Below are 20,203 nucleotides of genomic sequence, written 5' to 3'. Positions count from 1 at the left end.
TGGGCCCGGCCGGGATCGAACCGACGACATCCACGGTGTAAACGTGGCGCTCTGCCAGCTGAGCTACAGGCCCCTGCCCGCCCACGCGGTGCGGGGGACGGACGTCATTCTCGCAGGGCTGGCGCACCCCGCCGCGCACTCAGGAGCGCGCGTCCTCGATGAGGTTGATCTCGTAGAGCACGAGGTCGAGCGCGTCGGCCGCCGAGACCGGGCTGAAGCGCTGGGGCGTCTGCGGCGTGATCGTCGAGGCGACCGGGCTGAGCACGGTCCACGGGGTGGGGTGGCAGAACTGCACGACCGAGTAGCGGTCGCCGCTCTGGCCCGGCGCTGCGACGACGCGGTGGATGCCCGGCTCGACGAGGCCGTTCGTCACGACCTCGAGCATGAGCCCGGTGTTGATGATCGCCCCGCCCTCGGGGGCGACGGCGTCGATCCACTCCCCCGTGTCCTTGAGCTTGACCTGCAGCCCGGAGGCCGTGGCACGGGGCAGTGCGGTGATGAGGTTGATGTCGGCGTGCTCGGCCGCCCACACGTGCGGCTGCTCGGGTGCGGACTCCATCGCCGGGTAGTGGATCGCGCGCGAGAGCGTCGGGCCGTCGACGAGCATCCGCTCGAAGTAGTCGGCGTGCGCGCCGATGCCGGTCGCGATGATCCGCAGGATGCGCCGCTGGAGGTCGGCGACCTCGTCGTGGAAGGTGGTGAGGGCCTTCGTGATGCCCGGGACGGCTGCCTCGGGGAGGACGGCGTCGTGGTAGCGGTGCGGGTAGCGGGTGCGAAGGGGGTGCCCGGCCGGGATGTCGCGGCCCCAGTTGAGCATCTCCTTCCAGTCCGCGACGTCGGCGCTGGCCGCGGTCTCGACGAGCAGCCCGGTGTAGCCGGTCTGGCCGTGCGTGCCGGGCGCGACGAAGCGGTCCTTGCTCTCCTGCTCCTGGGTGAAGAACTCCTCGAGCATCCCGTAGGCCTCGTCGACGAGGTCCTCGGACAGGTCGTGGCGCACGAAGACGAAGCCGGTCTCCAGCGAGGTCATCATCCCCTCGACGACCGCCCGGGCGCGCTGCGCGTCCCCGGACTCGAAGGCTGCCAGGTCGACCTCGAGGATGTGCTCGCTCATGGCGGGGAGGCTACCGCGCCGCCCGACGCGCGGCGTACCGCTCAGCCGAGCACGACGAGCTCGTACCCCGGTGCGCGACGCGGCAGCAGGGCGGAGACGGCGACGGGGTCGACGTAGGCGGCCGTCGCCCACACGTCCGCCCACAGCAGGTCCGGCCCGACGACGCTCGCCGACCCGGCCGGCGAGATCGCCGTCCCCGACCTCGGGTCGTAGACGTGGTCCCCCCGGGCCGCCGCACCGGACGTCGCCACCGCGCCGCGGGCCACCTCGACGACCCGGGCCACCCGGGTGCGGTCGGCCGGGTCCTCGATGCCCACCCGCCACGGCGGGACCGGACCGGCGAGGCCGGTGCCCGTGCCGGCGACGACGTCGCCCCCGGCGTCGACGAGGTGCTGCACCCCGGGGACGAGACGCAGCTGCTCGGAGGCGGTGGCGACGGCCCACCCCTTGACCAGGCCCGTCGGGTCGAAGACCCGGCCCCCTCCAGGAGCCGGCGCCCGGGCGCTGAAGAGACCGTCCGTGACGTCCTCTGCCCGCGCGCAGAGGTCGGCCACCTCGGCGAGCCACGGGTGGGCCTCGTCGAGGCCGATCTCGCCGCGCCGCACCCGCACGAGGTCGGAGTCGTCCCGGTAGGTCGAGAAGACCCGGTCGACGCGGCGCAGCCGGGCGTAGACCTGCTCGACGTGCGGGGCGGCGCCGTCGAGCAGGTGCACGGGCCCGCGCACGGCCACCGACACGGGCATGCCCATGACCTGCTCGACCCACGAGCGACGAGCCTGTCCCGGCGGCGCCCACGGCCGCACCGGCGTGGCGGTCACAGCCCGGCCTCGTCGAGGGCCGACTGCAGGGATCCCGTGTACCCCTGCCAGGTCACCGTCGCCCCGGAGACGGCGTCGATGTCCGCGCTCTGGGCGGTGACGGTCTCGGACTCGTAGACGGGGACGGCGTAGCCGTTGATCTGCTCGTCACGCGGGTTGCCGGTGGGCACCTGGACGGCGTCGGCGGAGGTGACCCGCCCGCCGGAGACGGTGATCTGCACCTGGACCGGCCCCCACTGCGTGCTCATGACATCTCCGGTGTACGTCGTGCCTGCCCCGCTCGACCCCGCGGAGCCGGTCGTGGCGCCCGCGGCCGGGGCGGCTCCGGCCACCGCCGGCGAGTTGATGTGGGTGGCCGCCCGGCCGGTCGACGTCGAGTAGGACAGCAGGACGAGCAGCGCGCCGAGCGTGCTCGCGGACCAGATGACGATGCGTCGCATCTCGCTCCTTCGTGATGGGTGGTCGGGCCGCACGTGCGGGGCTCTACAGCTCGAAGCTCTCGCGGTGGACCGCGTCGTCGGGCACGCCGAGGGCGCGCAGCGCCGCGACGACGGCGTCGGTCCACCCCGGCGCCCCGCACAGGTAGACCTCGCGCGACGCGACGTCGGGCACGAGGTGGGCGATGGCCGCTGCGTCGTCGAGAGAGGTCGCCCCGAGCGGCAGCCAGCTGCCGGGCGCGCGACGACCGGCGAGGGTCACGTAGCGCGCGCCGACGGCCTCCGCGGTCCGTGCGCTCTGCGCGACGAGCGCGTCGTGCGGGGTGCGCACGCGGTGCACGAGGACGGCGTCCTCGACGTCGTCGCCGAGGTCGCCGAGCAGCGAGCGCAGCGGTGCGACGCCGACGCCCGACCCCATGAGGAGCACCCGCGGGCGGGTCCTGACGCCGTCGTGCAGACGGCCGTAGGGGCCCTCGAGGAGCACCCGGGCACCGGGCCGCAGGTCGGCGACCGCGGCCGACCCGTCGCCGACGTGGGCGACCGTGACCTCGAGGGTGTCGCGACCGGGGGCGGCCGACAACGAATACGGGTGCGCGCGGGTCCACCCCGGCGCACCGAGGAAGCGCCACTGGAAGAACTGACCGCCCCGTGCCTGCAGCGCCGCGACACCGGGGCCGCCGACGCGCACCGTCGTGGCGCCCGGGCCGGCCGGGACGACGTCGACGACACGAAGGGGGGCCCGCAGCGAGCGGTGCAGCGGCACGGCGACCCGCCACAGGAGCACGGCACCGGCCGTCGCTCCCCACAGCCCCCACCACACGACCGTCGCGAGCCGGGACCCGAGGAAGTCCGCGCCCGTCCACAGCTGGTGCGGCAGGACCAGGCCCGCCCCGAGGTAGCCGTAGAGGTGCAGCAGGTGCCACGACTCCCGGCGCAGCCGGCGCCGGGCGCGGGCGAGGGAGGTCACGACGACGAGGCAGAGGGCCACGGTGCCGGCGAGCGCCAGGAGCATGCCCGGGTAGTCGAGGACGAGGTCGGCAAGCGTGCCCAGGAGACCGAGCGGGGAGCGCGCGCGGCGTAGCCGGCGCTGATGAGGACGACGTGCACCCACAGCAGGACGAAGGAGGAGAAGCCGACGACGCGGTGCGCCCGGGCGAGCGCGTCCTGCCCCCACGCCCGCTCGACGACGGGCACCCGCGCCATGAGCACGACCTGGAGCAGGAGGAGCGCCGAGGCGACGAGGCCGGTGAGCCGGCCGAGGGAGACGAGGGCGCTGCCGAGGTCGCCGAGCTCGCGCAGACCGCCGCCGTACGCCCACAGGGCGCACACGGCGACGACGACCCCCCAGGCCGCCGTCGCGGTCGCAGCACGCCACCAGCGCGGCGGGCCGGACCGCCGGGCCACGGGTGCGGGCACGGGCAGAGGGGGTGCCGGGACGGGCAGGGTCGGTGCGCTCACCTCACCGAGGGTCGACGCAGACCCTGTGGCCCGGCTGTGCTCCCCCTTCGCCGCCCGTGTGGGTCTGCGTCAGGTCAGACGCGGTCGAGCGCGGCGACCTCCGCGCGCACCCGGGCGAAGTCGCGGCGCTGGCCCTGCTCGTTGACGCCGGACCACACGACGCGACCGTCCCGGCCGACGAGGAAGGTGCCGCGCACCGCCATGCCGGCCTTCTCGTCGAGGACGCCGTAGCTGCGGGCGACCTCGCCGTGGGGCCAGAAGTCGGAGAGCAGCGGGAAGAAGTAGCCCTGCTGGTCAGCCCACGCGCGCAGGCTGAACATCGGGTCGCACGAGATGGCAAGCACCTCGCTCGTGGAGGTGACGAAGGAGCCGAGGTCGTCGCGGATCTCGCTCAGCTCACCCGTGCAGATGCCGGAGAAGGCGAAGGGGTAGAAGACGAGCAGGACGTTCTTCTCGCCGGCGAACTGCGACAGGCGCACGCTCGCGCCGTTCTGGTCGCGCAGGGCGAGATCCGGGGCGAGGTCGCCGACCGCCGGCGGGTGGGCGCTCCTCGTGGGCGCGGGGACGGGCTGGTGCCGCCTCATCGCCCGCCCTTGGGCGACACGAGCCGGGTGGCCACCCAGTCCGGGCCGCACTTCGTCGTGCCCGAGGTGTGCAGACCGGCCGTGCTCGCGGCCTCCTCGATCTCCGTCGCGTCGACCTCGTCGGGCCGCCCGGAGGTGGGGGTGACGAGCACGATGCTGCCGCCCTCCTCGAGGGTGCCAAGCGTGTCGACGAGCGCGTCGGTGAGGTCGCCGTCGGAGTCACGCCACCACATGAGGACGTGGTCGACCACACCCGTGTAGTCCTCGTCCTCCAGCTCTCCCCCGACGACCTCGACGACCGAGGCCCGGAAGCCCTCGTCGATGTCCTCGTCCCAGCCGAACTCCTGGATCACCTGGTCGTGCTCCAGACCAAGTCGGCTGACGGCGCTCGTGGCGCTCTCCCCGCTCACCTCGTACCACCTCTCGTGCTTCGCGTGATGTCTGTCATCAAGTCCACCCAATCACGACCCGGATGGCAAGGGTCGGCTAGGGGCGCTCGGAGTTGGCCCGGCGCGCCGCGCGCGGGAGCGAGCGCGCATCTCCTCGGCTACCTCCTGCGCGTCCCGGGCGGCGAGGTGCTGGGCGAGCGGGCGCACCGCCCCGACGGTCGAGACGAGCCGCACGTCGGCCAGCCCGAGCCGGCGCGCGAGCGGGCCCTGCGAGACCTCGACGGACTGGATGCGCCCCCAAGGCACGACGGTGACGACGCGGGCGAGCCGCCCGCTGCGCACGACGGCGACCTCGTCGGCGAGCAGGACACCTCGCCGCCGCCAGGCCCACGGGTCGAGCAGCCGGGCCGAGGGCGGGCAGCCGACGGCCTCGGGCGGCAGCCCGTCGCGCATCACCGAGCGGGCCGGGGTCGTGTCCATCGTCGTCGAGAGCACCGCGAGCAGACGCTCGGCCTCGGCCCGGCTGGCCGCCGGGACGATGACGCCCTCCTCGACGACGGTGTCGCCGCCGACCTTGACCCCGGCGATGTTGACGGCCACCGACCACCAGTCGGGGCGACGCCACAGCAGCGGCTGGGTGAGCTCGACCGCCTGCACGCGGTGCAGCGGCACGGTCGACGTCGCGAGCTCGGTGAGCCCGTGCTGCGAGGCGAGGGTGCGACCGCTCACCCGCATCGTGAGGTTGCCCCAGGTCAGCAGGCGCCGGACCTTGCCGACGACGTAGAGCAGGAGCGGCACGACGAAGCCGGTGACCGCGACCTGCCCGAAGAGCGCCCCGACGCCCAGGCCGAGGACGACGAGCACGGTGATGACGAGGGTGTCGAGCGTGAGCACGGTTGAGGCGAGAAGCCGGCCGAAGGGCATCGAGACGACCGGGGGCGGCGGTGGTCCCGCCGGCGAAGGGGGACCCGCCGCGGGTGAGCGGTCGAGCCCGTCGGGCGAGACCTCCGTGCTCTCGTCCCGGGCGTCCCCGTCGGCCCCCGCGCCGACCGGGTCGGCGCCGGCGCGCTCGGCCAGCCCGAGGAGCTGGTCGCGCAGCACGGCGGCGGAGCGCCGGTCGAGGTAGGCGAGCGACATGTGCGAGTCTCCGCCGCCCGCGGACTCGACCCGCACCTCGGCGAGCCCGACGAGCCGGGCGAGGAGGGGCTGGGTCGTGCTCACGGCCTGGATCTGCGCGTATCGGGCCTGGCGGTGGCGGCGGAAGAGGACGCCCTGGGTGAGCTCGATGGTGCTCGGGCCGAGCCGGTAGCGGGTGAACCACCACGACGCCGCGGCCACGGCGACGACGCCGAGGACGACGAGGGCGACCGCGGCGACGGCCAGGAGGGGGTGCTCCCCCGCCGACGCCTCCCACCCGCCGCCCTCTGGTCCCCCTTCGGCCCGGCCGGTGACCCCGCCGAGGAGGTCCTCGACGAGCTGGCTGGCGAGGTAGCCGACGACGGCGAGCAGGAGCAGCCCGCCGCGCAGCAGCGGGGAGAGGGGGTGGAAGCGCTGCCAGCCCGGCTCGGGCGGGGCGCTCACAGCCCCGCCCGGCGGCTCTCGCCCAGCGAGCTGAGGCTCTCGCGCAGCCGGTGGGCGACCGGCTCGGGCAGGCCGGGGATCGACCCGGCGCTCTGGGGGTTGGCGGTGTGCACCTCGACCTCGGCGAGACCGGCACGACGCAGCAGCGGGCCCGCCTCGACGTCGACGTACTGGATGCGGCCGTAGGGGATCGTCACGAGGGTGCGGACAATCCGTCCCTTGCGGATCACCAGCTCGTCGGGCAGCTCGGCATAGCTCATCGCGCTCACCTGGCGGCCGACGAGCCACCACGCCCAGGCCCACAGGAGGAGCAGCACGACGGCCGGGACGGCAGCCCACCGCCACACCGTCGCGGCGACGACGACCGCGGCGAGCGTCAGGGGGGCGAGGACGACGGAGGTGGCGACCCGACGCACCCCCGCCAGGCCCGGGTCGACCCGCGCCCAGCGCACCGCGCCGTCGTCGTAGAGGTCCAGGGCGGGCGGCTGCTCCGTCATGCGCTCATCCAACCACCACCCCGGAATGTGACCGTGACCACCTCGGGTGGGAGACTGGTCCCAGCAACCCACCGCGTGGTGGGCCCGGTGCAGCACCCTGCACCCCGTGCACCGAAAGGACGCAGACGTGACCGTCCCTGACGACCGGCCCGACGACGGCCCGATCCTCAACGGCATCCCCACCCACCTGCCGGACATCGACCCCGACGAGACCCAGGAGTGGGTCGAGTCGCTCGAGGCCCTCGTCGACCAGGCCGGCCGCCGCCGAGCCCGCTACGTGATGCTGCGCCTGCTCGAGCGCGCCCGGGCGATGAACGTCGGCGTCCCGTCGCTGACGACGACCGACTACGTCAACACCATCCGGCCCGAGCACGAGCCCTGGTACCCCGGTGACGAGGAGGTCGAGCGGCGCTACCGCTCGTGGATCCGCTGGAACGCCGCGGTGCAGGTGCACCGCGCGCAGCGCCCCGAGATCTCCGTCGGCGGTCACATCTCGACGTACGCCTCCGCGGCGACCCTCTACGAGGTGGGCTTCAACCACTTCTGGCGCGGCAAGGACCACCCCGGCGGTGGCGACCACATCTTCTTCCAGGGCCACGCCTCCCCCGGCATGTACGCCCGCGCCTTCCTCGAGGGCCGGCTGTCCGAGGACCAGATGGACGGCTTCCGCCAGGAGAAGAGCCACGAGGTCGACGGCAAGCCCTTCGGGCTGCCGAGCTACCCGCACCCGCGCCTCATGCCCGACTTCTGGGAGTTCCCGACCGTCTCCATGGGCCTGGGCCCGATGGACGCGATCTACCAGGCGCAGTTCAACAAGTACCTGCACAACCGGGGCATCAAGGACACGAGCGAGCAGCACGTGTGGGCCTTCCTCGGCGACGGCGAGATGGACGAGGCCGAGAGCCGGGGGCTGCTGCAGACGGCGGCGACCGACGAGCTCGACAACCTCACCTTCGTCATCAACTGCAACCTCCAGCGCCTCGACGGGCCGGTGCGCGGCAACGGCAAGATCATCCAGGAGCTCGAGGCCTTCTTCCGCGGCGCCGGGTGGAACGTCATCAAGGTCGTGTGGGGCCGCGGGTGGGACCCGCTGCTCGCCGCCGACCACGACGGCGCCCTGGTCAACCTCATGAACCAGACGCCGGACGGCGACTACCAGACCTACCGCGCGAACGACGGACGGTACGTCCGCGAGCACTTCTTCGACCGCGACCCCCGCACCCGCAAGATGGTGCAGGACTGGAGCGACGAGGACGTGTGGTGGAAGCTCAAGCGCGGCGGCCACGACTACAACAAGGTCTTCGCGGCCTACAAGGCGGCGACCGAGCACACCGGCCAGCCGACCGTCATCCTCGTCAAGACCATCAAGGGCTACGGCCTGGGCACGCACTTCGCCGCCCGCAACGCCACGCACCAGATGAAGAAGCTCACGCTCGACGACCTCAAGGGTCTGCGTGACGGGCTGAAGATCCCGATCAGCGACGAGGTCCTCGAGGCCAATCCGAAGGCCCCGCCCTACTACCACCCGGGGACCGACGACGAGGCCGTGCGCTACATGCTCGAGCGTCGCGAGAAGCTCGGCGGCTCGCTGCCCTCGCGCCGGGTGAAGTACAAGGACCTCACCCTGCCCGGTGACGACGCCTACAAGCAGATGGCCAAGGGCTCGGGCAAGCAGGAGGTCGCGACGACGATGGCGTGGGTGCGCCTCGTCAAGGACCTCATGCGCGAGAAGGACTTCGGCGACCGCGTCGTGCCGATCATCCCGGACGAGGCCCGCACCTTCGGGATGGACTCCTTCTTCCCGACGAAGAAGATCTACAACCCGCACGGCCAGAACTACACCTCGGTCGACGCCGACCTCATGCTCGCCTACAAGGAGTCCGAGCAGGGTCAGATCATCCACACCGGCATCAACGAGGCCGGCTCTGTCGCGGCCTTCATCGCCGCCGGCTCGAGCTACGCCACGCACGGCCAGCCGATGATCCCGCTGTACATCTTCTACTCGATGTTCGGCTTCCAGCGCACCGGTGACGGCATCTGGGCGGCCGCCGACCAGATGACCCGAGGCTTCCTCCTCGGGGCCACCGCCGGCCGCACGACGCTCACCGGCGAGGGCCTGCAGCACGCCGACGGGCACTCGCAGATCCTCGCGGCGACCAACCCGGCCGTCGTCACGTGGGACCCCGCCTTCGGCTTCGAGATCGGGCACATCATGCGCCGCGGCCTCGAGACGATGTACGGCGGCGACGCCCCGCAGGACGACCCGTCGCGCAACAAGATCTACTACCTCACCCTCTACAACGAGCCGTACGTGCAGCCGGCCGAGCCGGAGGGCGTCGACGTCGACGGCCTGCTCAAGGGCATGTACCTCTACAAGAAGGGTGACGCCGAGGGTCTGGGCGACACCCCGCCGCGCTGCCAGCTGCTCGGCAGCGGTGTCGGCATGCCGTGGGTCCTCGAGGCCCAGGAGCTGCTGCGCAAGGACTGGGGCGTCGTCGCCGACGCGTGGTCGGTGACGTCGTGGACCGAGCTGCGCCGTGAGGCGATGGACTGCGACGAGCAGGCCTTCCTCCACCCGGAGCAGGAGAAGCGCACGCCGTACATCACGACGGCCCTCGAGCCGGCGGTCGGCCCGGTCGTCGCGGTCTCGGACTACATGAAGCAGGTCCAGGACCAGATCCGTCCCTGGGTCCCCGAGGAGTTCTCGGCGCTCGGCACGGACGGCTTCGGATTCTCCGACACCCGCGCCGCGGCCCGTCGCTTCTTCCACGTCGACGGCCCGTCCGTCGCGGTCCGCGCGCTGCAGATGCTCGCCGCCCGCGGCTGGGTGGACGCCTCGGTCCCCGAGGAGGCGGCGAGGAAGTACCAGCTGCTCGACGTGCGGGCCGGCACCTCCGGCAACGCCGGGGGCGACGCCTGAGCGCAGGCGAGGCTGCGAAGGGGGAGGCCCGCCGGCCTCCCCCTTCGTCGTGCCGGGGCCTCAACCGGGACTCGACCCGTCCGAGCTTCCGGTACTGCGCCAAGCTCCCGAAGGGGAGGTCCATATGGAGGATCAGCGAGAACAACCGGAAGTACTCAGGTGGTCTCCCTGTCGAGGGGGTAGGCCTGTCGGCCGAGGCGGACTGGACGAAGGAGACGAGGATGTACATCAACCCCAGCGCCAGCTCGACGGTGTGCGGAGATACCGACCACTACGGCGAAGCCGAACGCCTGGAGATCCACAAGGCCATGTGGTGATCCGGCGGGTCAGCGGTCTCGCGTGCCTCCTGCTCGCAGGGTGCAGCTCGACGGTCGTGGTGAGCCCGAGCCAGGTGGTCGTCACCGAGCCGTACTCCCCGGCTGAGTCCATCTTCACCGTCGCGACGCAGGACGGTTTCTGCTCCGACGACGAGGTGTCGGTCACCCGGGCACGCTGGGAGATGTCCGAGGGGCTGACCATCACGAAGGTCGGCGTCGCCCCGCGACGACCGTCGGACGACTTCACCCCGCGTCCGCTCTCAGAGCTCGGCTCACCCACGTCGAGCGTCCTGCCCCGGTGCGACGGCAGCGAGGGAGCCGTCGTCATCGAGGTCGAGATCACGACTGACGAGATGGCGTGGGGCTCGGGGTTGACGATCGAGACCTCGGCCGGCGAGGCCACGGGTCGCACGGCGATCGGCTTCTGCCCCGAGACCCCAGAGGGCATGGGGTGTACCGAGGAGCAGCATCTCGACATCCCGGTCCCGAGCCAGGAGTGATCGCCTTCCTCGCGATGCCCGCTCCGCGCGACGCAGGTCCGCGCGGGTCAGCCGCGCTCGTGGAGCATCTCGGTGCGGGCCTGCACGCACACATCAGGCTGGTCGCAGAAGATGCCGTCGACGTCGGTCTCGAGGAAGGCCCGGGCCTCGTCGATCGCGCGGCCGAAGTGCGAGGGGTCGCCGCCGACCCGGTAGTCGGTCGGCAGGAAGGAGTTCTCCGCCCGGAAGGTCCACGGCATGACCGTGAGCCCGACCGCGTGGGCGTCGCGCACGAAGGTCGTCGGCGTGCCCAGGGAGCCGTCCGCCCGGCGCGGGATGACCTGGGACTTCTCCGGGCCGTAGCCGTCGATCCAGCGCGAGAGGTCCTTCATCGCCGCCGGCGTCGTCAGCTGGGCGTAGGTGGTCCCCCGCCCGCTGAGGTCGAAGGGGCCCCCCTTCGCCGTCGTGAGGAAGGTCGTGCGCGCCCGGAAGCCATGCTGCTCGCGCAGGTCCTTCAGGGCGGTGAGCTCGAAGGACTGGACCCACAGCGGTGCTCGGCGGTGGTCGAGGTGGTGCTTGCGGGCCAGGCGGGCCACCTCGCGCTCGGGGTCGAAGCCCTCCGCGTGGAGGTAGGTCGAGTGCTTGATCTCGGGGATGACGCCGATGACCCGGCCGGTGCGCCGCGAGAGCTCCTCGCGCTGGCGCAGCACCTCCTCGAAGGTCGGCACCTCGAAGCGGCCGTCGTACATCGCCGACTCCTCGCGCAGCTCGCCGAGGCGCTCGGTCGCACGCAGCGTCTTCAGCTCGGCGAGGGTGAAGTCGTCGACGAACCACCCGGTCGTGGGCACCCCGTCGAGCAGCTTCGTCGTGCGCCGGTCGGCGAACTCGGGGCGCTGCGCGACGTCGGTCGTGCCGCCGATCTCGGGCTCGTGACGGTCGACGAGCACGCCGTCCCTCGTCATGACGAGGTCGGGCTCGATGTAGTCCGCGCCCTGGCCGACGGCCAGCTCGTAGGCGGCGAGGGTGTGCTCGGGGCGGTAGCCCGACGCGCCGCGGTGGGCCACGACGAGCGGGCGGATCATGTCCTTCTCGCGCAGACCGGGGCCGCCGGTGACGCTCTGGGTCTGGGTGTCGAGGGCGGGGGCCGGCGCGGAGACGGCGGCGGCCGCGGGGGCGGCGAGAGCCGCGGCCGCGAGCACGCCGGTGGCGATCTTCGTGGGGGTCATGGCGGCGACGCTAGGGACGCCCGGCCAGCAGGCCGCGACGCGCAGGTGGCGCGCCGGTGACGATCAGATGAGGTCGCGGGGACGGACCGGCGCGCGGTGCGCGCGCGGGAGGTCCTACGCTGACCTCGTGTCCAAGGTCCTCACCTCTCTGCCAGTCAACGAACGCGTCGGGATCGCCTTCTCCGGTGGTCTCGACACCTCTGTCGCCGTCGCGTGGATGCGCGAGAAGGGCGCGGTCCCGTGCACGTACACGGCCGACCTCGGCCAGTACGACGAGGACGACATCGAGACGATCCCCGGCCGTGCCGGGCAGTACGGCGCCGAGATCAGCCGGCTCGTCGACTGCAAGGGCCCCCTCGTCGAGGAGGGTCTTGCCGCGATCGCGACCGGCGCCTTCCACATCCGCTCGGGCGGCCGCACGTACTTCAACACCACTCCCCTCGGGCGCGCCGTCACCGGCACGATGCTCGTGCGCGCGATGGCGCAGGACGGCGTGTCGATCTGGGGCGACGGCTCGACCTTCAAGGGCAACGACATCGAGCGCTTCTACCGCTACGGCCTCATGGCCAACCCCGCGCTGCGGGTCTACAAGCCGTGGCTCGACGCCGACTTCGTCACCGAGCTCGGCGGGCGCCAGGAGATGAGCGAGTGGCTCACCGCGCGTGACCTGCCCTACCGCGCGAGCGCCGAGAAGGCGTACAGCACGGACGCGAACATCTGGGGCGCGACCCACGAGGCGAAGACCCTCGAGCACCTCGACGAGTCCATCGAGATCGTCGAGCCGATCATGGGCGTGCGCTTCTGGGACCCCGAGGTCGCCATCGAGACCGAGGACGTCACCGTGCGCTTCGAGCGCGGCCGTCCCGTGGCGATCAACGGCACCCGCTACGACGACCCGGTGGCCCTCGTCCACGAGGCCAACACCATCGGCGGTCGCCACGGCCTGGGCATGTCGGACCAGATCGAGAACCGCATCATCGAGGCGAAGTCGCGCGGCATCTACGAGGCCCCCGCGATGGCGCTGCTCCACATCACCTACGAGCGTCTCGTCGCCGCGATCCACAACGAGGACACCGTCGAGGCGTACCACACGCAGGGCCGCCGCCTCGGCCGCCTCATGTACGAGGGCCGCTGGTTCGACCCGCAGGCGCTCATGCTGCGCGAGTCGATCGAGCGCTGGGTCGCCTCGCTCGTCACCGGTGAGGTCACCCTGCGGCTGCGCCGCGGCGACGACTGGAGCATCGTGTCGACGGCGGGCGAGAACTTCAGCTACCACCCCGACAAGCTGTCGATGGAGCGCACCGAGAACGCCGCCTTCGGACCGGTCGACCGCATCGGTCAGCTGACGATGCGCAACCTCGACATCGCCGACAGCCGCGCGAAGCTCGAGATCTACGCCGGCCAGGACCAGCTCGGCGGCGGGTACGCCGACCTCATGGGCGAGCTCGAGCCCGGTGGTGCGGAGCAGATCGCCTCCAACCCCGCGGCGGCCGCCGTCGACGACGAGGACGACGCGCTCGACCGCGCCGCCATGGAGTTCGGCACCGACTGACCTCGCACCTCTCCACGCACCCGGCCCCGTCGTCCTCGACGGGGCCGGTTGTCGTCCGCCCACAAAGACAGCCCCTAGAGTGCGCTCGTGCCCACCGCGTCGCCCGTCCCCTCGCGCGCCCAGGCCGCCGTGCGCCGGCGGGCCGGCGAGCTCGCGACCGCGGCGACGAGGCAGCTCGAGGAGAGCCACTCCTGGTACGCCGACCTCAGCGCCCAGGAGCGCGCCTGGGTGGCCCAGGTCGCCCAGGCCGGCATCGCCGACTTCGTCGCGTGGCTGGCCGCCGGCACGCACGGCGGGCCGGCCCGACCGGGGGCGATCTTCGCCTCCGCACCACGCGAGCTGACCCGCTCGATCACCCTCGCCCAGACCCTGTCGTTGCTCCGCGAGGTCGTCCGCGTCGTCGAGTCACGGGTCGAGAGCGTCGTGCGCGCCGAGGACGTCGTCGTCGTGCGCGAGGCCATCCTGCGCTACAGCAGCGAGGTCGCCTTCGGGGCGGCGCTCGTCTACGCCGAGGCGGCCGAGCAGCGCGGGGCATGGGACGCCCGGCTCGAGGCGCTCGTGCTCGACGCGGTCCTGCGCGGCGAGGTCGACGAGTCGATCCGCTCGCAGGCCTCGGCCCTCGGGTGGACCGCGACGACCGGGGTGGTCGTCGTCGTCGGCCGCGCCCCGGCGCCCGACGAGAGCGGGATCGAAGGGGTCCTGTCTCACCTGCACCGGGCGGCCGCCCGCCGTCACCTCGCCGTCATCGCCGGGGTCCAGGGGCGCCGGCTCGTCGCGGTGCTCGGCCAGGTCGAGGACGTCACCGCCGAGGTGAGCGCGCTCGCCGACTGCTTCGGCGACGGCCCGCTCGTGCACGGGCTCGTCGTCGACGACCTCGTCGAGGGCGCGCTGTCGGCCGCCGCCGCGATGGCCGGCTACGACGCGTCCGGCGGCTGGCCGGCCTGCCCTCGCCCGTGCCCCGCCTCCGACCTGCTGCCCGAGCGGGCCCTCGCCGGCGACGAGTGGGCGCGCCACGAGCTCGTGACGACGGTGTGGGAGCCGCTGCGCGCGCAGCCGGCGCTGCTGCGCACCGCCGAGATCCACCTCGACACGAAGGGGGGCCTCGAGGGCACCGCGCGCGCCCTCTTCGTCCACGTCAACACGGTGCGCTACCGCCTGGGCAAGATCACCGACGCCACGGGCTACGACCTCGCTGAGCCGCACGACGCCTTCACCGTGCGCACTGCCCTGACGATCGGCCGGTTGTTGGAGGTAACCTCCAACAACTAACTGATTTTGCTGTGCCCGTCGCCGTCGCGTCGACGGCCCGATCATCGCGAAGGTGGAGACGTGCTTGCGATCACCTGCCCCGGTCAGGGCTCCCAGACCCCCGGTTTCCTCGCCCCCTGGCTCGAGCTCCCCGGGATGCGCGACCGCCTCTACTGGCTGTCCACCGTCGCCGGTCTCGACCTCGAGCAGCACGGCACCGTCTCCGACGAGGCGACGATCAAGGACACGGCCGTCGCCCAGCCCCTCATCGTCGCCGCGGGCCTGCTCGGCATGCTCGGCCTCTTCCAGCACCCGGCCGACGGCTTCCGCGTCGTCGGCGTCGGCGCGGGCCACTCCGTCGGCGAGCTCACCGCCGCTGCCGCGGCGGGCGTCATCAGCGCCGAGCAGGCGATGGTCCTCGTCGCCCAGCGCGGCCGCGCGATGGCCGCCGCCTCGGCGCAGACCCCGACCGGCATGAGCGCGGTCGTCGGCGGCGACGAGAGCGAGGTGCTCGCCGCGATCGAGCGCCACGGTCTCACCCCCGCCAACGTCAACGGCGCCGGCCAGGTCGTCGCGGCCGGTGCGCTCGACGCGCTCGCCGCCCTGGCCGACGACGCCCCCGCGAAGGCCCGGGTCATCCCGCTCTCGGTCGCCGGCGCCTTCCACACCGACTACATGTCGCCCGCCGTCGAGACCCTCTCGCGCCTCTCGCGCGCCGTCTCCACCCACGACGCGCGCGTGCCGCTGCTGTCGAACTCCGACGGCACCGTCGTCGGCTCCGGCAGCGAGGTGCTGCGGCGCATCGTGCGTCAGGTCTCCTCGCCGGTGCGCTGGGACCTGTGCATGGACACGATGCGCGACCTCGGCGTCACCGGGATCATCGAGGTGCCGCCGGCCGGCGCCCTCACCGGTCTGGCCAAGCGTGGCCTCAAGGGCGTCGAGACGCTCGCGCTGCGCACCCCGGACGACCTCGAGGCGGCCCACCGCATGGTGCGCGAGCACGGCGAGGAGCGCACCGCGTCCGACCCGGCCTGGCGCCTCGTCGTCGCCCCGGTCAAGGGCACCGTCGCCGTCGAGCCGCACGGCCCCGGCGACTCCTTGAGCCCGGGCGACCTCGTCGCCCGCGTCTCCTCCCTTCGCGACACCCACCAGGTCATCTCGGCATACGGCGGGCAGGTCGTCGAGTGGCTCGTCGAGGAGGGCGACCCCGTCTCCCCCGGCCAGCCGCTGCTGCGCCTGCACCCGACGGGAGAGCTCGCATGAGCAGCATGGTGACCCTCAGCCCCGGCCTGGGCACGACGCCGGGCGGCTACCACTCGCGGATCTCGGGCATCGGCGGGTACCGCCCCGAGCGGGTCGTGCCCAACAGCGAGATCGTCGAGCGGATCGACTCCAGCGACGAGTGGATCCGCCAGCGCTCCGGCATCGAGGCCCGCCACCGCGCGGCCCCGGAGGAGACCGTCGTCGACATGGCCGAGCAGGCCGCGCGCGCCGCGATCGCGCACGCCGGGCTCGAGGTCGACCAGGTCGACGCGGTCCTCGTCGCGACGGTGACCCACCCCTACCAGACGCCCGCCGCGGCGCCCGAGCTCGCGCACCGCCTGGGCCTGACGTGCATGGCCATCGACCTCAGCGCCGCGTGCGCCGGGTACTGCTACGGCATCGGCCTGGCCTCGGACATGGTGCGCTCGGGCTCGGCCCAGAACGTCCTCGTCCTCGGCGTCGAGAAGCTCTCGGACTTCACCGACTACGACGACCGCACCATCGCCTTCATCTTCGGCGACGGCGCCGGCGCCGCGGTCGTCTCCCGCTCCGAGACGCCGGGCATCAGCCCCACCGTCTGGGGCAGCGACGGCGAGCAGAAGGCCGTCATCGCCCAGGACGAGTCGTGGATGGAGGTCCGGGCCAACCCGGACCTGCAGTTCCCCTCGATCAAGATGCAGGGCCAGAGCGTCTTCCGCTGGGCCGTGTGGACGATCGCGAAGAAGGCCCAGGAGACCCTCGACGCGGCCGGGCTCACCGTCGCCGACGTCGACGTCTTCGTGCCGCACCAGGCGAACATGCGGATCATCGACTCGCTGGCCAAGACCCTCGGCCTGCCCGAGTCGGTCGTCATCGCCGACGACATCCGCACGACGGCCAACACCTCGGCCGCCTCCGTGCCGCTCGCGATGAGCAAGCTCGTCGAGTCCGGCCAGATCCGCAGCGGCGACGTCGTCCTGCAGATCGCCTTCGGCGCCGGCCTGGCCTACGCCGGCCAGGTCGTCATCGCACCCTGACCACCCGCACCACCAGCACCACCCACACAGAAGAAGGAGACACGCATGGCCTACACCGACCAGGAGATCCTCGAGGGCCTCGCCGAGGTCGTCGCCGAGGAGACCGGCATCGACGCTGCCGAGGTCACCGCCGACAAGAGCTTCACCGACGACCTCGATGTGGACTCGCTGTCGATGATGACCATCGCGGTCACCGCGGAGGAGAAGTTCGGGGTGAAGATCCCCGACGAGGAGGTCAAGAACCTCAAGACCGTCGGCGACGCCGTCACCTACATCAAGACCAACCAGGGCTGATCGCCCGCATCACCGCGCTGCCACGCGGCGCCGGTCGTCACCACGACCGGTGCCGCGTGGCCGCCGGGCCCACCCCCTTCGCCGACCCCACCACGGAGAACTCATGACTTCACCCACCGTCGTCGTCACCGGTCTCGGGGCGACCACCCCGCTCGGCGGGGACGTCACCTCCACCTGGGAGGCCGCGCTCGCGGGGACCCCCGGCGCCCGGCCCCTCACCCAGGAGTGGGTGAGCGAGCACGAGCTGCCCGTCACCTTCGCCGCCAGCCTCACCACCCCGGTGGCCGAGGTGCTCAAGAAGGTCGAGACCAAGCGGCTCGACCCCTTCGCCCAGTACGCGCTCGTCGCCGCCCGTGAGGCCTGGCAGCACGCCGGCGCCCCCGAGGTCGAGCCCGAGCGGCTCGGCGTCGCCGTCGGCAGCGGCATCGGCGGGGTGCAGACCCTCATCACCGCGTGGGACACCCTCGGCTCGAAGGGGGCCCGTCGGGTCTACCCGCTGTCGATCCCCATGCTCATGCCCAACAGCGCCTCCGGCACGATCTCGCTCGAGCTCGGTGCCCGTGCGGGCGCCCACACCCTCGTCTCGGCCTGCAGCTCCGGCGCGGAGTCGATCGGCTACGGCCTGCAGATGATCCGCGACGGCAAGGCCGACGTCGTCGTCTGCGGCGGCTCCGAGGCCGCGATCCACCCGCTGCCCATCGCCGGCTTCGCCGCGATGCAGGCGCTGTCGACCCGCAACGACGACCCGGCGACCGCCTCGCGCCCCTACGACACGACGCGCGACGGCTTCGTCCTCGGCGAGGGCGCCGCGATCATGGTCCTCGAGTCCGAGGAGCACGCGAAGGCCCGCGGCGCGACGATCTACGCGACGCTCGCCGGCTTCGGCGTGAGCGCCGACGCCCACCACATGGCCGCCCCAGAGCCCGAGGGCGCCGGTGCCAGCCGCGCGATGGCCGACGCCGTGACCGACGCCGGCGCCACCCCCGCCGACGTCGTCCACGTCAACGCCCACGCGACCTCGACGCCGGTCGGCGACGTCGCCGAGGTGGCCGCGATCCGTCGCGCCTTCGGCGACGAGGCCGACCACATGGCGGTGAGCGGCACGAAGTCGATGACCGGCCACCTCCTGGGTGCCGCCGGCTCGCTCGAGGCGATCTTCTCCGTCCTCGCCGTCCACCACCGTGTCGCTCCCCCGACGATCAACATCACCGAGCTCGACCCCGCGGTCACCCTTGACGTCGTGCGCGACGAGCCCCGCCCGCTCGGCGACGGCCAGATCCTCGTGCTCAACAACTCCTTCGGCTTCGGCGGTCACAACGTCGCGCTGACCTTCGGGAGCATCTGATGGCGCGCCAGCCCAGCGCCGCGAGCGCTGCCGTGAGCAAGGCCGGCAAACCCGACCGCCTGCAGGACCCGCGTCACCCGGAGAAGCGCCTGCGGGCCTTCCTCGACGAGGGCTCGGTCGAGCTCCTCGGGCCCGACGACGGCTCCGGCATGATGGCCGCGCGCGGCACGGTCGACGGCCAGCGGGTCATCACCTTCGTCTCCGACGCGACGATCATGGGCGGCGCGATGGGTGTCGACGGCTGCCGCGTCGTCGTCGACGCCTACGAGCTCGCCCTCGCCGAGCAGCTGCCGATCATCGGCCTGTGGCACAGCGGTGGCGCCCGTCTGCCCGAGGGCGTCGTCTCGCTGCACGCCGTAGGCCTGATCTTCGCGATCATGACCCGCGCGAGCGGCAAGATCCCGCAGATCTCCATCGTCATCGGCGCGGCTGCCGGCGGCGCCGCCTACGGCCCCGCGCTCACCGACGTCGTCATCCTCGCCCCCGAGGGCCGGATCTTCGTCACCGGGCCCGACGTCGTGCGCTCCGTCACCGGCGAGGCCGTCGACGCGCTGCGCCTCGGTGGGCCCGAGCCGCACGGGCGTCGCTCCGGTGTCGTCCACGTCCTCGCGAGCTCCGTCGACGACGCCTTCGCCCGGGGCCGCGCCATCGCGCGTCTCATGGACCCGGCGACGCAGGGCGAGTTCGACGTCGACGGCGTCGAGGACCGCGACCTCTCGGCCTCGCTGCCCGAGTCGGCCAAGCGCGCCTACGACGTGCACTCGCTCGTCGACGACCTCCTCGACGAGGGCACGACCGAGGAGCTCCACGCCCGGTGGGCACCGAACATTGTCACCGCGCTCGGCCGTCTCGGCGGTCGCAGCGTCGGCGTCATCGCCAACAACCCGATGCGCCTGGGCGGCTGCCTCGACTCCGCCTCGGCGGAGAAGTCGGCCCGCTTCGTGCGGATGTGCGACGCCTTCGGCATCCCGCTCGTCGTCCTCGTCGACGTGCCGGGCTACCTGCCCGGTGTCGGCCAGGAGTGGGACGGCGTCGTACGACGCGGGGCGAAGCTGCTCCACGCCTTCGCCGAGTCGGTCGTCCCGCGCGTCACCGTCGTCACCCGCAAGACCTTCGGCGGCGCCTACATCGCGATGAACTCTCGCTCGCTCGGCGCGACGAAGGTTTACGCCTGGCCCGACGCGCACGTGGCCGTCATGGGCTCGGTCGCGGCCATCCGGATCCTGCACCGCCGACGCCTGGCCGAGGTCGACGACTCAGAGCGCGCCGCCGTCGAGGAGCAGCTCGCCGCCGAGCACGACCGCCTCTCCGGTGGTCTGCCGCGGGCGGTCGAGATCGGCGTCGTCGACGAGATCGTCGAGCCGACGGGGACCCGCTCCGCGGTCGTCGCCACCCTCGCCGCCGCCCCCGCGGCCCGTGGGAAGCACACGAACATCCCGCTCTGAGGCCTCAGCTTTCCCGCCCAGGGCGGGAAAGCTCGACCTCGGGAAAGAACATTTCCTTCCCGAGGTCGAAGGTCCTTGCCCGAGGTGACTGGGGCGGGTGACTCAGGGCATGGCGAAGGGGTGGGGCCCGGGGGGGGGGGGCGGGGGCCCCCCCCCCGGGGGGGGGGGGGGGGGGGGGGCCCCCGCGGGGGGCCCCCCCCCCGGGGGGCCCCCCCCCCCGGGG

Annotated in this window: 19 protein-coding genes and 1 tRNA gene; 9 read left to right on the top strand and 11 right to left on the bottom strand. The window is 72.9% G+C overall.

Going from position 1 to position 20,203, the window contains the following annotated elements:
• From ABIB53_RS15990 to ABIB53_RS15945, 10 genes are all read right to left on the bottom strand, one after another.
• Positions 1-73: transfer RNA gene (locus tag ABIB53_RS15990), tRNA-Val, on the bottom strand.
• 66 nt (positions 74-139) lie between these two features.
• Positions 140-1,111 carry an isopenicillin N synthase family dioxygenase gene (locus ABIB53_RS15985; RefSeq protein ID WP_354588895.1) on the bottom strand — a complete coding sequence of 324 codons (972 nt, stop codon included), beginning with the start codon at positions 1,109-1,111 and terminating at the stop codon, positions 140-142.
• Positions 1,112-1,152: 41 nt separating this feature from the next.
• Positions 1,153-1,929, bottom strand: a complete 777-nt coding sequence (locus ABIB53_RS15980) for an FAD:protein FMN transferase (protein WP_354588894.1) — start codon at positions 1,927-1,929, stop codon at positions 1,153-1,155.
• Positions 1,926-2,369 carry an FMN-binding protein gene (locus ABIB53_RS15975; RefSeq protein ID WP_354588893.1) on the bottom strand — a complete coding sequence of 148 codons (444 nt, stop codon included), beginning with the start codon at positions 2,367-2,369 and terminating at the stop codon, positions 1,926-1,928. Before ABIB53_RS15975 ends, ABIB53_RS15980 begins: the two co-directional genes overlap by 4 nt.
• 43 nt (positions 2,370-2,412) lie before the next feature.
• Positions 2,413-3,378: a ferric reductase-like transmembrane domain-containing protein gene (locus tag ABIB53_RS15970; RefSeq protein ID WP_354588892.1), complete on the bottom strand. Its 966-nt coding sequence runs from the start codon at positions 3,376-3,378 to the stop codon at positions 2,413-2,415.
• The gene (locus ABIB53_RS15965) at positions 3,330-3,824 is read right to left on the bottom strand and encodes a ferric reductase-like transmembrane domain-containing protein (RefSeq protein WP_354588891.1); all 495 of its coding nucleotides are present in this window, start codon (positions 3,822-3,824) and stop codon (positions 3,330-3,332) included. Before ABIB53_RS15965 ends, ABIB53_RS15970 begins: the two co-directional genes overlap by 49 nt.
• A gap of 74 nt (positions 3,825-3,898) precedes the next feature.
• Complete coding sequence (locus ABIB53_RS15960) at positions 3,899-4,408, bottom strand: peroxiredoxin (protein WP_354588890.1); 510 nt, start codon at positions 4,406-4,408, stop codon at positions 3,899-3,901.
• Positions 4,405-4,818 carry a DUF3052 domain-containing protein gene (locus tag ABIB53_RS15955; RefSeq protein ID WP_123090809.1) on the bottom strand — a complete coding sequence of 138 codons (414 nt, stop codon included), beginning with the start codon at positions 4,816-4,818 and terminating at the stop codon, positions 4,405-4,407. Before ABIB53_RS15955 ends, ABIB53_RS15960 begins: the two co-directional genes overlap by 4 nt.
• A gap of 51 nt (positions 4,819-4,869) precedes the next feature.
• Positions 4,870-6,378, bottom strand: coding sequence for a PH domain-containing protein (locus ABIB53_RS15950; protein ID WP_354588889.1), 1,509 nt, complete (start codon positions 6,376-6,378; stop codon positions 4,870-4,872).
• On the bottom strand, positions 6,375-6,875 hold the full coding sequence (locus ABIB53_RS15945; protein WP_229300926.1) for a PH domain-containing protein: 501 nt from the start codon (positions 6,873-6,875) through the stop codon (positions 6,375-6,377). The genes ABIB53_RS15950 and ABIB53_RS15945 overlap by 4 nt, the downstream gene beginning before the upstream one ends.
• 127 nt (positions 6,876-7,002) lie before the next feature.
• On the opposite strand from ABIB53_RS15945, the gene aceE reads away from it, so the two are divergent.
• Positions 7,003-9,795: a pyruvate dehydrogenase (acetyl-transferring), homodimeric type gene (aceE, locus tag ABIB53_RS15940; protein ID WP_354588888.1), complete on the top strand. Its 2,793-nt coding sequence runs from the start codon at positions 7,003-7,005 to the stop codon at positions 9,793-9,795.
• Positions 9,796-10,168: 373 nt separating this feature from the next.
• Entirely contained in the window at positions 10,169-10,612 is a 444-nt protein-coding gene (locus ABIB53_RS15935) for a hypothetical protein (protein ID WP_354588887.1), read from the top strand.
• 47 nt (positions 10,613-10,659) lie between these two features.
• Here the strand turns inward: ABIB53_RS15935 and ABIB53_RS15930 are convergent, their stop codons facing one another.
• Positions 10,660-11,817 carry a glycerophosphodiester phosphodiesterase family protein gene (locus tag ABIB53_RS15930; protein ID WP_354588886.1) on the bottom strand — a complete coding sequence of 386 codons (1,158 nt, stop codon included), beginning with the start codon at positions 11,815-11,817 and terminating at the stop codon, positions 10,660-10,662.
• 127 nt (positions 11,818-11,944) lie between these two features.
• Between ABIB53_RS15930 and argG the strand changes: the two genes are divergently transcribed.
• The 7 genes from argG (at position 11,945) to ABIB53_RS15895 (ending at position 19,980) form a co-directional block, all read left to right on the top strand.
• Positions 11,945-13,369, top strand: coding sequence for an argininosuccinate synthase (argG, locus tag ABIB53_RS15925; protein WP_068274080.1), 1,425 nt, complete (start codon positions 11,945-11,947; stop codon positions 13,367-13,369).
• A gap of 87 nt (positions 13,370-13,456) precedes the next feature.
• Complete coding sequence (locus ABIB53_RS15920) at positions 13,457-14,638, top strand: PucR family transcriptional regulator (protein WP_123090815.1); 1,182 nt, start codon at positions 13,457-13,459, stop codon at positions 14,636-14,638.
• A gap of 60 nt (positions 14,639-14,698) precedes the next feature.
• Positions 14,699-15,880, top strand: a complete 1,182-nt coding sequence (locus ABIB53_RS15915; RefSeq protein WP_191680433.1) for an acyltransferase domain-containing protein — start codon at positions 14,699-14,701, stop codon at positions 15,878-15,880.
• Positions 15,877-16,896 carry a beta-ketoacyl-ACP synthase III gene (locus tag ABIB53_RS15910; RefSeq protein WP_224767002.1) on the top strand — a complete coding sequence of 340 codons (1,020 nt, stop codon included), beginning with the start codon at positions 15,877-15,879 and terminating at the stop codon, positions 16,894-16,896. Before ABIB53_RS15915 ends, ABIB53_RS15910 begins: the two co-directional genes overlap by 4 nt.
• Before the next feature lie 45 nt (positions 16,897-16,941).
• Entirely contained in the window at positions 16,942-17,190 is a 249-nt protein-coding gene (locus ABIB53_RS15905; RefSeq protein ID WP_068274070.1) for an acyl carrier protein, read from the top strand.
• A gap of 103 nt (positions 17,191-17,293) precedes the next feature.
• Complete coding sequence (fabF, locus tag ABIB53_RS15900; RefSeq protein ID WP_354588885.1) at positions 17,294-18,535, top strand: beta-ketoacyl-ACP synthase II; 1,242 nt, start codon at positions 17,294-17,296, stop codon at positions 18,533-18,535.
• The gene (locus tag ABIB53_RS15895) at positions 18,535-19,980 is read left to right on the top strand and encodes an acyl-CoA carboxylase subunit beta (RefSeq protein ID WP_354588884.1); all 1,446 of its coding nucleotides are present in this window, start codon (positions 18,535-18,537) and stop codon (positions 19,978-19,980) included. The genes fabF and ABIB53_RS15895 overlap by 1 nt, the downstream gene beginning before the upstream one ends.
• The last annotated feature ends 223 nt before the right edge of the window (positions 19,981-20,203 follow it).

The organism is Janibacter sp. UYMM211 (assembly GCF_040547045.1).
GTDB lineage: Bacteria > Actinomycetota > Actinomycetes > Actinomycetales > Dermatophilaceae > Marihabitans > Marihabitans melonis.
This window is presented reverse-complemented; position numbering and strand designations above follow the sequence as displayed.

Bases quoted from the DNA above. Each gene is read 5' to 3' on its own strand.
- fabF (WP_354588885.1), top strand. From the start codon at position 17,294: ATGACTTCACCCACCGTCGTCGTCACCGGTCTCGGGGCGACCACCCCG.
- ABIB53_RS15985 (WP_354588895.1), bottom strand. From the start codon at position 1,111: ATGAGCGAGCACATCCTCGAGGTCGACCTGGCAGCCTTCGAGTCCGGG.
- ABIB53_RS15930 (WP_354588886.1), bottom strand. From the start codon at position 11,817: ATGACCCCCACGAAGATCGCCACCGGCGTGCTCGCGGCCGCGGCTCTC.
- ABIB53_RS15945 (WP_229300926.1), bottom strand. From the start codon at position 6,875: ATGACGGAGCAGCCGCCCGCCCTGGACCTCTACGACGACGGCGCGGTG.
- ABIB53_RS15975 (WP_354588893.1), bottom strand. From the start codon at position 2,369: ATGCGACGCATCGTCATCTGGTCCGCGAGCACGCTCGGCGCGCTGCTC.
- ABIB53_RS15910 (WP_224767002.1), top strand. From the start codon at position 15,877: ATGAGCAGCATGGTGACCCTCAGCCCCGGCCTGGGCACGACGCCGGGC.
- ABIB53_RS15970 (WP_354588892.1), bottom strand. From the start codon at position 3,378: ATGCTCCTGGCGCTCGCCGGCACCGTGGCCCTCTGCCTCGTCGTCGTG.
- ABIB53_RS15895 (WP_354588884.1), top strand. From the start codon at position 18,535: ATGGCGCGCCAGCCCAGCGCCGCGAGCGCTGCCGTGAGCAAGGCCGGC.
- ABIB53_RS15960 (WP_354588890.1), bottom strand. From the start codon at position 4,408: ATGAGGCGGCACCAGCCCGTCCCCGCGCCCACGAGGAGCGCCCACCCG.
- ABIB53_RS15905 (WP_068274070.1), top strand. From the start codon at position 16,942: ATGGCCTACACCGACCAGGAGATCCTCGAGGGCCTCGCCGAGGTCGTC.